The organism is Sphingobacterium psychroaquaticum, from assembly GCF_004421025.1.
GTDB lineage: Bacteria > Bacteroidota > Bacteroidia > Sphingobacteriales > Sphingobacteriaceae > Sphingobacterium > Sphingobacterium psychroaquaticum.
The window spans coordinates 4,102,369-4,114,466 of sequence record NZ_CP038029.1 but is presented as its reverse complement, the minus strand read 5'-3'; the positions used below and the strand labels follow the sequence as shown (position 1 = coordinate 4,114,466).

Here is a 12,098-nt window from a genome sequence, read left to right as displayed (position 1 = left end):
TTTGTTCCTGTGTTTTGGTCATTAATTCCTATCTTTGCCAAGAATAACAAATCTAAAAGCAGTAATGAATAAAAGAAGATTCTTACCATTTTGTTTGGTTGTTGCAGCTGTGGTGGTAGGCTGCCAAAGCCAAAATAAAACACAAACAACAGACAACCCATTGCTAATGGCGTATGAGACGCCTTTTCAAGTTCCACCTTTCGATAAGATTAAGTTAACGCACTACCGTCCGGCTTTTGACGAGGCGTTAAAGCAGCATAATCTGGAGATAGACTCGATTGTGGCCAATAGCGAAGAACCTAGTTTTTCTAACACCATTGTTGCTTTAGAAAATGCAGGTAGTTTGTTAAGTAACGTTTCTTCGGTGTTTTTTAACATTAATTCCGCCAATACAAGTGATTCAATCCAAGCTATTGCCAAAGACTTAGCTCCAATCCTTTCTGCGCATAGCGATGAAATATCATTAAACAAACAACTTTTTGATAAAGTTAAAGCTGTGTACGCGAAGAAAGCGGAATTGAGTCTGGATGCGGAAGATGCAAAATTGTTGGAAGAGACATATAAGGGCTTTGTTCGTTCTGGAGCAAACCTATCCGATGCGGACAAAGAGAAATTGAAAAAAATCAATTCTGAACTTTCTGTTCTAACAACACAGTTTGGACAAAATCTATTGGCAGAGACCAATGCATATGAATTAGTTGTTGATAAAGAAGCTGATCTAGCAGGTTTACCTGATGGGTTGAAGAAAGCTGCTGCGGATGAGGCAAAAGCCAAGGGTAAAGAAGGAAAATGGGTTTTTACATTACAAAATCCTTCGGTTATGCCTTTCTTGCAATATGCTGATAACCGTGAGTTGCGTAAGCAAATTTGGAATGCTTATCAAATGCGTGGCAATAACGGGAATGACTTTGATAATAAAGAACCATTAAAGAAAATTGCAAACCTACGTTTGGAGAAAGCAAAGTTGCTAGGCTATACATCTCATGCCGCTTATGTTTTGGAAGAATCAATGGCAGCAAACCCAACGAATGTATACGCGTTACTAAATAAAATTTGGACGCCTGCTCTAGCAAAAGCTAAAACAGAAGCGGCGGATATCCAAAAGGAAATTGCTGCAGAAAAGGGAGACTTTACCGTTGCTCCATATGATTGGCGCTACTACCAAGAGAAAATCCGCAAAGCAAAGTATGCCTTAAACGAAGAGGAGATTAAACCTTACTTCAGCTTAGCTGCGGTACGTGAAGGAGCTTTTGCGACAGCAACAAAATTATACGGTTTAACCTTTATCGCCTTAAATAATGTGCCGACTTACCATGAAGAGGTTGAAGTGTACGAAGTAAAAGATAAAGACGGATCACACTTGGGATTATTGTATGCTGACTTTTTCCCACGCGCTTCGAAAAGAGGAGGTGCTTGGATGACGTCATACCGTTCGCAAGGAACGAAAGATGGCAAGCGTGTTGCTCCGGTTATCTCGATCGTATGTAATTTCACCAAACCAGTAGGTGACCAACCTGCTCTTCTAACTTTTGATGAAGCAACGACTTTATTCCATGAGTTTGGTCATGCTTTGCACGGTTTGCTTTCGAATGTTCGCTATAAAAGTTTAGCGGGAACGTCTGTTCCACGTGACTTCGTTGAGCTACCTTCTCAAATTATGGAAAACTGGGCTGGTGATTCTGAGGTATTGAAAACCTACGCTAGACATTTTCAAACGAAAGAGGCAATTCCTGATTCATTGATCGCTAAATTAGAAAAAGCGGGTACTTTTGACCAAGGTTTTGCAACGGTTGAGTATGTATCGGCTTCATTGCTTGATTTGGATTATCACGCGCGTACAACGCCAATCACTGAGGATGTTAATACATTTGAAGCTGCTTCATTGAAAAAAATCGGTTTGATTGATGCGATTATCCCACGTTACAGAAGTACATACTTCCAACACATCTTCTCGGGTGGATATTCTGCAGGATACTACAGTTACATTTGGGCTGAAGTGTTAGATTCAGATGCGTTTGCTGCATTTAAAGAGAAATCGTTATACGATGAAGGTACAGCAACGTCATTCCGTAAGAATATCCTGGAACGTGGCGGAACGGGTAACCCAGCGGAAATGTATCGCAAATTCCGTGGTGCAGATCCTAATCCTGTACACTTAATGAAGAAAAGAGGATTGAACTAATCCTGATTTTTAAATAATATCTAAAAGGCAAGCTGAAAAGTTTGCCTTTTATTTTTGTTTCTTAAATCATTTATTTAGATTTGTTCTAAATAAAAATAAGAACATGTGTAAAGCGATTATATTAAGTACAAATGGTGCGACGACAGTGTCTTACTGCAAAACTTGCCGCACGCACTATGTGTGGCAGAACACATACTTATTAACATTCAGCCTGGAGCAATACAATCGCTTTAAGTCCCGAGTCAATGATCGTGTGGGTAAGGAAGATTATTATGTGTTTCCCGACGGGGAATGGCGGACGGTTTTAAAGACGCCTATGGACGAACTATTGTTCACTTTTACACAATTGGAATGGCAAGATTTCTGTAGAACGTTGCAGGAAGCCTCCTATATGCAAGAAGTTTATCAACTATTAAACTAGTTAACATCATATTAAGCCCTAGCGACTTATTTTCTTCCCCCTTGAAAATAGGTCGGCTAGGCACAAATTTCACTTAAATTCCCACGGAATTGAACTGTAAATCATACAGTTTTTTATAGTACCCGTCAAAAGAAAGCAATTCCGCATGGGTTCCCATTTCTTTAATCTCGCCTTTATCGAACACTATAATTTTGTCCGCTTTTTGAATGGTTGACAAACGGTGTGCAATAACAATTGAAGTACGGTCTGCCATAATATTTTCGATCGCTTGTTGGATTAGAAGTTCTGTTTCTGTATCAATAGAAGATGTGGCCTCGTCTAAAATCAAGATACTTGGGTTGTGCACCAAAGCGCGAATAAAAGAAATTAGTTGCGCTTGTCCCGAGGACAATGTGGCACCGCGTTCCTGGACCTGAAAGTCGAAACCACCTGGTAACCTCATGATAAAATCGTATGCACCTACACGCTTGGCGGCCTCCACGACCTGATCAAAAGTGATCGCAGGATTATTTAGCGTAATATTGTTTAAGATGCTATCAGCAAATAGAAAAACATCTTGCAGTACCACTCCAATGTGGTGACGAAGGGCTGTTAATTCGTAATCACGAATATCGACACCATCAAGTGAAATTTTACCTTTTTGAATCTCATAAAAACGTGTCAAGATATGGATGGTTGATGACTTCCCGGCACCCGTTGCGCCAACGAGGGCTAGGGTCTCGCCTGGATTGACGGTGAAGTTTACGTCTTTGAGCACCCATTTTTCTTCATTGTAGGCAAACCAAACCTTTTCAAAATCAATCTTTCCGGCAATTGTTTCTGGAGCATATGTTCCATGGTTTGGTGTGAACTCATCGGTATCCAATACATCGAATATTCGCTCGGCGGAAACCATCCCCATTTGTAGGGTATTAAATTTATCGATAAGCTCTCGAATCGGACGGAAAATCATATTGATGTACATCAGGAAGGCTACCACAACGCCCGGTGAAATAGAGTTCGCAAGGATCTGCTTCGACCCATACCAAACCAGAAGACCGGTGGAAATTGCAAGAATAATCTCTAAGACGGGGAAGAAAATAGAAAAATACCAGTTTGCACGAATATTTGCGTCTCTATGTTTTTTATTGATAACATCAAACTTTGACATCTCCTGGTCCTCGCGCGAGAAATACTGAATAATGGCCATCCCACTGATATGTTCTTGTAAAAACGTGTTGAGGTTGGATACCCAGGTACGTACCTCGACAAAAGCAGATTTCATGGCTTCTTTGAAGATATACGTAGCCCACAACATCAGTGGCATTGGGATTAAAACGATCAAGGTGAGCTTCCAGTCGGTATAAAGCATAACACCTAAGATAACCACGAGCTGTAAGAGGTCGCCTATAATTTGTATCAGTCCTTGGGAGAAGATGTTTGAAATCGTTTCTAAGTCGGATATCGTGCGTGTAATGAGCTTTCCTAAGGCGGTATTATCAAAATACTTTAACCGTAGATTAATGATATGATTAAAAACCTGAATACGAATATCGCGAATAACATTTTGCCCCAAAACGTTAGTCGTTAAGGTGTGATAATAACGAATAATGGTTTGTCCGATGAGTAGTGTGACCATAGCAATAAGCATCCATGTAAGTCCAGAGGAATCCGACTTCAGGATATACTTATCGAGGGTGTACTCGATTAACATTGGGAGGGCAGGAGCTACCGCTGCCAAAAGAATCGTCAGTATTACAGATGCCCAGAATACGCCTTGATATGGACGCATATACAAGGCCATTCTTTTGAGTAGTTTACTGTCGTATGTTTTACCAGTTACCTTTTGTTCGCTCAACTTCTTTTAATATAGGGATAAATAACCTCTGTTAAATACAATCCATGTGCTGGTACCGATGTGCCAGCTTGTGCTCTGTCCTGACTGTTAATAACATCAACGATAGATGCTGCGTTTTTGTTTTTTAAACCGATGTCCAATAAGGTGCCAACAATTGCACGTACCATATTTCGTAAAAAACGATCTGCTGTGATATGAAAGACTAACCTATCGTTCTGTAAAACCCATTCAGCGCGCACTACGGTGCATATATTGGTGAACACCTGCGTATGTGCTTTAGAAAAAGCACCAAAATCTTGTTTACCTAACAAAAATTGAGCCGCCCTATTCATCAATGTAACATCGGGTACGTCTCGCAGTTGCCAAGACTTGTTTATTAGAAATGGGTCTTTACGAAAATGGATATGATACTCATAGGACCGTTGCGTAGCGTCGAAACGAGCATGCGCATCGGGCTCCACAGCCTGTAAATCTAAAGCACTGATGTCGTGTGGTAGTAAAGCATTCAGAGAATGTAAAAATTTCGAGACGGTAGGGATATGGTCTGCCGGATAGTCAAAATGGACAAAGAGCTGCTTTGCATGTACACCCGTGTCTGTCCTGCCCGCACCAATGGTTTCTATAGGAGAACGGAGTATTTTATGTAAAGCTTCATTGAGCTTTTGTTGTACCGAAACGGCATTGTTCTGTACCTGCCAGCCATGATAGGCTGTGCCGTCGTAAGCAATTTCTAAGAAATAACGTTGCTGTTTGTCTTCCACCGAACAAAGGTAAGTAATTTGTGTTTTGAAGATAGCCATAAAATTGTCGATTTCGTCGTCGGCTATTCAATTTTTATTGCCGCCACTATGGCAGGTGGTGGTATGTAGAAAAGACCGAAGGTCCATTTGTTTGCATCTGCGGCTATATTTAATTAAGTTTGTGATATACATTTTAAATTGTACTTATGATTCAAAGGATTCAGACTATTTGGCTTTTAGCTGCCGCAGTGGTGCTCTTGGGCTTATTTATTTTCCCATACCTCAATTTTATCGATCTTGTAGGCTTGGGTAAAAAAGTATCTGTAACAGGGGTTTATTCGTCGGTTAATAATGCGAGCGTACAGGAAAGTAGTAGTTTATTGTTGACGATTTTTGCAGCTTTTGTTGCTCTTTTTCCTGTGTTCATTATTTTTTTATTTAAAAATAGAAAGCTTCAGCTGTTATGCATATATGCAGAGATTGTTTTGATCGCCGTTTTAGCCATTTGGATGTATAGCAATGCAAATAGTGTATTGTCGGGTATTTCGCAAGGGTTGCAGGCTAATAATATAGGAGTTGGGTTCTTCTTGCTCCCTGTTGCTGTTATCCTGTTGTCGTTTGCTATACGTGGCATTAGACACGATTCGAAGCTGATTAAATCTGCGGATAGACTGCGCTAGTATATGAAGAGGTTTTATCGTTATTTTTTCTTGCTATTAACGTTGAGCGGGGCTATGTTTACATTGCGGGCGCAAGAAAATACAGGTGCAGAGTTGACCGATGATTTGCAGATAGATATAAAGGGGACTGTTTGGGATGCTAAAAGTGATACCCTCACGGTGGATCTTTTCTTGATCTCCTACCAGAGGCAACCACGTGAATTCAAACTTAATACGTATGCCAGTCAAGTGATCGATAGCCAAGGGAAAGCTACGATGTACAGTGTGATGAAGATGGGGCGGGTCGTGGTTCGTTTAGCAGATAGGCAGAATTATATACACTACCTGCTGGAAGAGGATACACCAGTGCCGCTAACAATAAAGATTGGGAACTGGGGAAAACGAAAAGCAGCGAAGGTGTTGTTGGTATTTGAAGATAGTGCAGAAGAAGGTCATTTTATACAAAAAGAGGTTAATTTATAAATTAACCTCTTTTTGTTTTATCTTGAATATCTAAACTGCTGTTTGTCCATCATAGACATTTGATCTTTCATCATCTTGATTTGATCGGCTAGCAATTTGTTTTTATCTGCTTTCTTTGCTTCAGCTAGAAGTTTCTCTGCTTCCCGCTTATTACGTTTTGCCATTGCGACGCCGGCTAGGCTGAGTTTGGCCATGGCAACATTATGATCCATGTGCAAGCCCAAAGCCAATGCTTTCTTAAAGAATTTTTCTGACTGTAAAGGAGCTCTTTGTGACTCCATAATCCCTAAAAGCATGTGGTAGTAGCCATGTTGCGCAGAAATTAACTGCGTTTCATAGTTCGTGATACGTTTTAGCCACTGTTCTGCTTTCGCCATGTTCTCTTTGCGAAGAAACCATTGGGCCAACAGCATGTTTTCATTAAAAAATACGGTTACCCATGCTAGAATAGTAATTAGAATCCCAAGGATTCCCCAACCCCAATGACCAAACCAAAACAAAAGCACTGTACCTATTAACAGTAAACTACTTAAAACTATTCGAACAATATTTGACATAAATTTTATTTTCTAACTTGTACTGCAACTTGTCTTCACACACGTTGCAAAATTAGCGAAATTTGCTTTCAGATGCAAAACAATTAGTTTCTGGTCAGTGAGATAATTCTTTACTAGACAAGCGAACTCTAGTTTTGTGGTTCAGAGAACGCGTTTTTATGGATCAGCGAAGACCTGCGTCCACGGAGAAAAATCGTAGCTTTGTATCATGGTAAACAAATATGACCCGAGTTGGGAACCTATCCTTCGCCCGCTTATGCAGCAGGATTATATGAAACAATTGTCTGCTTTTGTACAAAAAGAACGACAGTCGCATCTTGTGTTTCCTCCCGAAGATCTGGTCTTTAATGCTTTTCGGTTGACGCCTTTGCCTGATGTAAAGGTTGTTATCTTAGGTCAGGATCCTTACCATAATGATGGGCAGGCGCATGGATTATCCTTTTCTGTTCCACCTGGCATAGGTTTGCCTCCATCACTTAAGAACATCTATAGTGAGTTGACGACCGACATGGAAGGAATGGGGTATCCCTCTTCAGGCGATCTCAGCAGCTGGGCGACACAGGGTGTACTTTTATTGAATGCGGCATTGACAGTACGTGCGCATGAAGCCGGATCACACCAAGGCCAGGGATGGGAAAGATTTACGGACCACGTGATCCAAGCGATCTCCAATACGTTAGAGCATGTTGTTTTTGTTCTTTGGGGCAGCTATGCGCAGAGAAAAAGTGTACTCATTGATCAAAAGAAGCATCTGATTTTGAAGTCCGTTCATCCTTCTCCGCTGTCGGTTTACCGCGGGTTTTATGGAAGTAAGCCTTTTTCGCAAAGCAATGCTTATCTTGAAGAAAATGGACGTGAAGCAATTGATTGGTCAAGGGTAGTGGGCTAGATCGTAGTTAGTAGGGAGTTGTTTTTAGAAAGGAGTTGGTAGAAAATAGTTTTTAGGAAATTAGACTTTCAAGATCTGCGCCCTGAAATCTGTTCAAAAATGACAATCTATAAACCAGTAACCAAAAACTATGAACTACAAACTATGAACTACAAACTACCAACTACATGCTACGCATAAAGTTCCTTTAAGTCTTTGTATTGGTGATCTGTAATTGGTAGTCGACTTACGTGATTGACCCTAATTTTACGACCATTTTGTCGGATGTGGGTAAACAAGAGATGACTATCATAGGCTATTTCATATTTTTGATTCAGATCGATCGGTTCAATCGGTTCACCAAGGGTAACATATTCCAACTGTCCTTTTGTCGTAAAACGTTTAATAAGTAGTTGGTTGTTTTCAGCCGGAGAAATACAAAACCAAGCGCCGTCACCGACGCCCCCTAAGTAGTGTGCTTCTTTGGGCACCGTTATTGGTTTCGAGCCAAAGCTCATGCAGCCAATCGAAAGATCTTCGGGTAGCAAACATGCTTTTTTCGACCATACATTATCCCCCAATTTCTTAACCAGGAACATAAATGATTGCCAACGATCCATACGGAAGTGTTTTAGTCCTTGCTCGGGACTATAAGAAAAGACCATGCGGTCAGAGACAGCGTTCACTACATTACTGATAGGGCTTGCCTTTATGGTTTCTGGCAGATTGATGCTATGACGCCAGGTGTACTTTTGTGAAGCGCGCATTAACATACGCGTAATAAAACGAGAGCAATTGTTATTGTTTCGAGCTACAGCGCCATAGGGAAAAGTGCCTTGGTATACGCAGTCATCCCCATAGGCTTTTGCGAGCTCGAAATTAATGTTATTTGCGACCGAGAAATAGAGTATCCCTTCCCCATACATGGCTTCTTTGAGGTCTTCAAAGTGCGTGATAATTTCGGGGAGGTTGTTTATTTTGCCTTTCTGGATGCAGGCCTTCATTAAAATATCTAACCGAGGGTCAGAGTATTTAGAGCGGGCGCGTCCATAACCTCTTGGCGTAATGTAGCGACCGAAGTCATAAAAGAGCATCTCTCCCGTTTGTTTTTTTATAATCACAATACCGGTATGCCCAACTTTGAAATTTAGATTTTTGACAATGCCAATCTTTTTGAAAAACATCATCCATTTCTCATCGCCTCTTATTGTTGCGTCGGGCCAGGTCAGTATAATGGCCAAATCATCATATAGTAGTTGGTTTTCTTTCATGCAGTGCCCTGGTTTTCATTAGTATTCCAACGGTACGATCGGTTCCTTTTTACTTGTCGACATGATCATCATGGTCTGGAATGTTTTTACGAATGGAATCTTGGCGATTTTTTCCATGATTACCGCTTCGTAAGCTTTAATATCTTTAACGTATACTTTCAACATAAAGTCACAGTTTCCAGTCACGTGGTGACATTCCGTAACCTCTGGGATCGCTTTTACAGCTTCCACGAACTCCGGTATAGCGTTGTGTGTGTGAAAATCAAGTGATATCTGGATAAAGGATTTGATCCCTAGTCCTAATTTTTCTTCGTCTACAAAAGCATGATAGCTCTTGATAAAGCCAGAATTTTCAAGCTTCCGCACGCGCTCTAAAGTAGGAGCAGGTGAAAGCCCAATGTTGGAAGCTAGTTGCAGGTTCGTAATACGCCCGTTTTCTTGCAAAAGCTTCAGAATTTTTAAGTCGGTTTTGTCAGGTTGATACGGCATTGTTTCTAAAGATTTTATTTTAAAAGACGTAAATATACAAAATAATATTTGGCGAACACAATTAAGATAATATTATCTTAATCTATAGTTTTTGTTTATGTATAACGGATTCACTTATTGATTGTTTTTATAGCAATCATGTTATTGTCATAATATTTTTCCGGAAACCGCTCTGTTTTCAAATAAGTGACCTCTGTCACATTTTTTTAGTAAAGTCATGCTAAATCATTAAAGATTTGCCGTTTTATTGGGCTTTATGTCGTATCTTTGTTGTCCAAATTAAAGGTAGGAATCGCCGATAAATTTAAGGGGAAGAGAAATGAGTACCAAAGACGACGAATTACTAAAGGAGCTAGAGCTCGAAGAATATAAGTACGGTTTTACAACCGACATTGAGATGGATATTGCCCCAAAAGGGCTTAGTGAAGATACGGTTCGTTTAATTTCTGCAAAGAAAAATGAACCGGAGTGGCTATTGGAGTGGAGATTGAAAGCATTTCGTCATTTCTTGACGATGAAAATGCCTACTTGGCAAAATTTTGAAAATCCAGAGGTTGATTTTCAAGATATCTCCTATTACGCAGCACCGAAGCCAAAAAAACAGTTGGAGAGTATGGATGAGGTGGATCCAGAGCTGTTGGCTACGTTTGCTAAACTTGGAATCCCATTGGATGAACAGAAGATCTTGGCTGGTGTAGTGGCCGTAGATGCTGTTTTTGACTCGGTTTCCGTAAAAACGACTTTCCGCGAGAAGTTGAAAGAGCAAGGTGTAATTTTTTGTTCTTTTGGAGAGGCTGTACAAGAATATCCTGAATTAATCAAGAAATACCTAGGAACGGTCGTTCCGCAAACAGATAATATTTATGCCGCATTAAATTCGGCAGTTTTCTCGGATGGTTCTTTTGTTTACATTCCGAAAGGGGTGAAATGTCCTATGGAACTTTCTACTTATTTCCGTATCAATGCCGAAAATACAGGGCAATTCGAACGTACATTGATTGTAGCAGATGAAGGCTCTTATGTTTCGTATCTGGAAGGTTGTACGGCGCCGATGCGTGATGAGAATCAGTTGCATGCGGCGGTGGTAGAGTTGATTGCAGAGACAGATGCTGAAATCAAGTATTCTACGGTTCAAAACTGGTATCCGGGCGATAAAGATGGTAAGGGTGGTATTTATAACTTTGTAACGAAAAGAGGTATCTGTAAAGGAGACCGTGCTAAGATTTCGTGGACACAAGTGGAGACCGGCTCGGCCATTACATGGAAATATCCAGGTGTGATCCTGAAAGGAGACCATTCTGTAGGGGAGTTTTATTCTGTGGCATTGACGCGTAACAGACAGGTTGCTGATACTGGAACGAAGATGATTCACTTGGGTAAGAATACCCGTTCGAAGATCGTATCAAAAGGAATCTCGGCCGGCTTTAGCCATAACAGCTATAGAGGCTTGGTGAAGATCGGCCCGAATGCGGATAAAGCACGGAACTTTACACAGTGTGACTCGCTATTGATCGGTGATCGTTGTGGCGCACATACGTTCCCTTATATTGAAAGTAAGAACCGGACGGCGATGTTGGAGCATGAAGCAACGACATCTAAGATTGGTGAAGATCAAGTTTTCTATTTGAACCAACGAGGTATCGATTCGGAGAAGGCGGTAGGGCTAATTGTGAATGGTTACGCGAAAGAAGTGTTGAACCAATTGCCAATGGAGTTTGCTGTTGAAGCACAGAAGTTATTAGCGATTTCCTTAGAAGGATCGGTAGGGTAATTTTATTTGAATATTGAAAAGTATATGTTAAGTATTAAGAATTTACATGCGTCTGTTGAAGACAAACAAATATTAAAGGGATTAAACCTAGAGGTTAAGGCTGGAGAGGTTCATGCCATCATGGGACCTAATGGTGCTGGAAAAAGTACGCTAGGTAATGTATTGGCTGGTCGTGATTCCTATGAGGTAAACGACGGACAAGCGCTATTGGATGGTGTGGATCTATTGGATCTTTCTCCGGAAGACCGCGCACGTGAGGGTTTGTTTTTAGCATTCCAATACCCAGTAGAAATTCCAGGTGTTTCTAATATTAACTTCCTGAAGACGGCAGTAAACGATATTCGTGAATATAAAGGTTTGCCACCGATGGAGGCGAAAGAGTTTTTGCAAATGGTGAAAGATAAGCAGAAGTTAGTTGAATTCTCAGCGAGCCTTGCGAATCGTTCATTGAACGAAGGTTTCTCCGGTGGAGAGAAAAAGCGTAACGAGATCTTTCAGTTGGCGATGTTGAATCCTAAATTATCGATTTTGGACGAAACGGATTCAGGTTTAGATATTGATGCCTTGCGTATTGTGGCGAATGGTGTGAACCAATTGCGCTCTAAAGACAATGCTTTTGTTGTGATTACGCACTACCAACGTTTATTGGATTATATCGTGCCTGATTTTGTGCACGTACTTTACAATGGTCGTATCGTGAAAACGGGACCAAAAGAGTTGGCACTCGAGTTAGAGGAAAAAGGATATGATTGGTTAAAAGAATATGATACGCAAACCGTTTAATGAATTTATCGATGGATAAATTGAATGACGGATTGAT

Annotated in this window: 12 protein-coding genes; 7 read left to right on the top strand and 5 right to left on the bottom strand. The window is 40.7% G+C overall.

The features are described 5' to 3' along the window. The first annotated feature begins 64 nt into the window (after nt 1–64). Together E2P86_RS16980 and E2P86_RS16975 are read left to right on the top strand one after the other, a co-directional pair. The gene (locus E2P86_RS16980; RefSeq protein WP_134433829.1) at nt 65–2,182 is read left to right on the top strand and encodes a M3 family metallopeptidase; all 2,118 of its coding nucleotides are present in this window, start codon (nt 65–67) and stop codon (nt 2,180–2,182) included. A 103-nt stretch (nt 2,183–2,285) separates the two neighbouring features. Further along, nucleotides 2,286–2,603 carry a hypothetical protein gene (locus E2P86_RS16975; RefSeq protein ID WP_085473658.1) on the top strand — a complete coding sequence of 106 codons (318 nt, stop codon included), beginning with the start codon at nt 2,286–2,288 and terminating at the stop codon, nt 2,601–2,603. Between the two features lie 73 nt (nt 2,604–2,676). Here E2P86_RS16975 and E2P86_RS16970 read toward each other — a convergent pair whose 3' ends face one another. Both E2P86_RS16970 and truA read right to left on the bottom strand, forming a co-directional pair. Next, the gene (locus E2P86_RS16970) at nt 2,677–4,386 is read right to left on the bottom strand and encodes an ABC transporter ATP-binding protein (protein WP_206368033.1); all 1,710 of its coding nucleotides are present in this window, start codon (nt 4,384–4,386) and stop codon (nt 2,677–2,679) included. A gap of 50 nt (nt 4,387–4,436) precedes the next feature. Then, on the bottom strand, nt 4,437–5,240 hold the full coding sequence (gene truA / locus E2P86_RS16965) for a tRNA pseudouridine(38-40) synthase TruA (protein ID WP_200811811.1): 804 nt from the start codon (nt 5,238–5,240) through the stop codon (nt 4,437–4,439). A gap of 146 nt (nt 5,241–5,386) precedes the next feature. On the opposite strand from truA, the gene E2P86_RS16960 reads away from it, so the two are divergent. Together E2P86_RS16960 and E2P86_RS16955 are read left to right on the top strand one after the other, a co-directional pair. Next, nucleotides 5,387–5,860, top strand: coding sequence for a DUF4293 domain-containing protein (locus tag E2P86_RS16960; RefSeq protein ID WP_085473660.1), 474 nt, complete (start codon nt 5,387–5,389; stop codon nt 5,858–5,860). A 3-nt stretch (nt 5,861–5,863) separates the two neighbouring features. Next, on the top strand, nt 5,864–6,322 hold the full coding sequence (locus tag E2P86_RS16955; RefSeq protein ID WP_240775535.1) for a hypothetical protein: 459 nt from the start codon (nt 5,864–5,866) through the stop codon (nt 6,320–6,322). A 17-nt stretch (nt 6,323–6,339) separates the two neighbouring features. Here the strand turns inward: E2P86_RS16955 and E2P86_RS16950 are convergent, their stop codons facing one another. Continuing rightward, on the bottom strand, nt 6,340–6,879 hold the full coding sequence (locus E2P86_RS16950; RefSeq protein WP_085473662.1) for a tetratricopeptide repeat protein: 540 nt from the start codon (nt 6,877–6,879) through the stop codon (nt 6,340–6,342). Between the two features lie 208 nt (nt 6,880–7,087). On the opposite strand from E2P86_RS16950, the gene ung reads away from it, so the two are divergent. Next, complete coding sequence (ung, locus tag E2P86_RS16945; RefSeq protein WP_134433827.1) at nt 7,088–7,768, top strand: uracil-DNA glycosylase; 681 nt, start codon at nt 7,088–7,090, stop codon at nt 7,766–7,768. A 170-nt stretch (nt 7,769–7,938) separates the two neighbouring features. Here ung and E2P86_RS16940 read toward each other — a convergent pair whose 3' ends face one another. Together E2P86_RS16940 and E2P86_RS16935 are read right to left on the bottom strand one after the other, a co-directional pair. After that, nucleotides 7,939–9,018 (bottom strand): DUF6695 family protein, encoded by a 1,080-nt coding sequence (locus E2P86_RS16940; protein ID WP_085473664.1) that lies wholly within the window; start codon nt 9,016–9,018, stop codon nt 7,939–7,941. Nucleotides 9,019–9,036: 18 nt separating this feature from the next. Next, on the bottom strand, nt 9,037–9,507 hold the full coding sequence (locus E2P86_RS16935; RefSeq protein ID WP_085473665.1) for an Lrp/AsnC family transcriptional regulator: 471 nt from the start codon (nt 9,505–9,507) through the stop codon (nt 9,037–9,039). Nucleotides 9,508–9,826: 319 nt separating this feature from the next. Between E2P86_RS16935 and sufB the strand changes: the two genes are divergently transcribed. Together sufB and sufC are read left to right on the top strand one after the other, a co-directional pair. Further along, nucleotides 9,827–11,278, top strand: coding sequence for a Fe-S cluster assembly protein SufB (gene sufB, locus E2P86_RS16930; RefSeq protein ID WP_085473666.1), 1,452 nt, complete (start codon nt 9,827–9,829; stop codon nt 11,276–11,278). A 24-nt stretch (nt 11,279–11,302) separates the two neighbouring features. Further along, complete coding sequence (gene sufC / locus E2P86_RS16925) at nt 11,303–12,061, top strand: Fe-S cluster assembly ATPase SufC (RefSeq protein ID WP_085473667.1); 759 nt, start codon at nt 11,303–11,305, stop codon at nt 12,059–12,061. Nucleotides 12,062–12,098 lie beyond the last annotated feature (37 nt).

Bases quoted from the DNA above. Each gene is read 5' to 3' on its own strand.
- E2P86_RS16940 (WP_085473664.1), bottom strand. From the start codon at position 9,018: ATGAAAGAAAACCAACTACTATATGATGATTTGGCCATTATACTGACC.
- ung (WP_134433827.1), top strand. From the start codon at position 7,088: ATGGTAAACAAATATGACCCGAGTTGGGAACCTATCCTTCGCCCGCTT.
- E2P86_RS16970 (WP_206368033.1), bottom strand. From the start codon at position 4,386: ATGGCCTTGTATATGCGTCCATATCAAGGCGTATTCTGGGCATCTGTA.
- E2P86_RS16980 (WP_134433829.1), top strand. From the start codon at position 65: ATGAATAAAAGAAGATTCTTACCATTTTGTTTGGTTGTTGCAGCTGTG.
- E2P86_RS16950 (WP_085473662.1), bottom strand. From the start codon at position 6,879: ATGTCAAATATTGTTCGAATAGTTTTAAGTAGTTTACTGTTAATAGGT.
- E2P86_RS16960 (WP_085473660.1), top strand. From the start codon at position 5,387: ATGATTCAAAGGATTCAGACTATTTGGCTTTTAGCTGCCGCAGTGGTG.
- E2P86_RS16935 (WP_085473665.1), bottom strand. From the start codon at position 9,507: ATGCCGTATCAACCTGACAAAACCGACTTAAAAATTCTGAAGCTTTTG.
- E2P86_RS16975 (WP_085473658.1), top strand. From the start codon at position 2,286: ATGTGTAAAGCGATTATATTAAGTACAAATGGTGCGACGACAGTGTCT.
- sufB (WP_085473666.1), top strand. From the start codon at position 9,827: ATGAGTACCAAAGACGACGAATTACTAAAGGAGCTAGAGCTCGAAGAA.
- sufC (WP_085473667.1), top strand. From the start codon at position 11,303: ATGTTAAGTATTAAGAATTTACATGCGTCTGTTGAAGACAAACAAATA.
- truA (WP_200811811.1), bottom strand. From the start codon at position 5,240: ATGGCTATCTTCAAAACACAAATTACTTACCTTTGTTCGGTGGAAGAC.
- E2P86_RS16955 (WP_240775535.1), top strand. From the start codon at position 5,864: ATGAAGAGGTTTTATCGTTATTTTTTCTTGCTATTAACGTTGAGCGGG.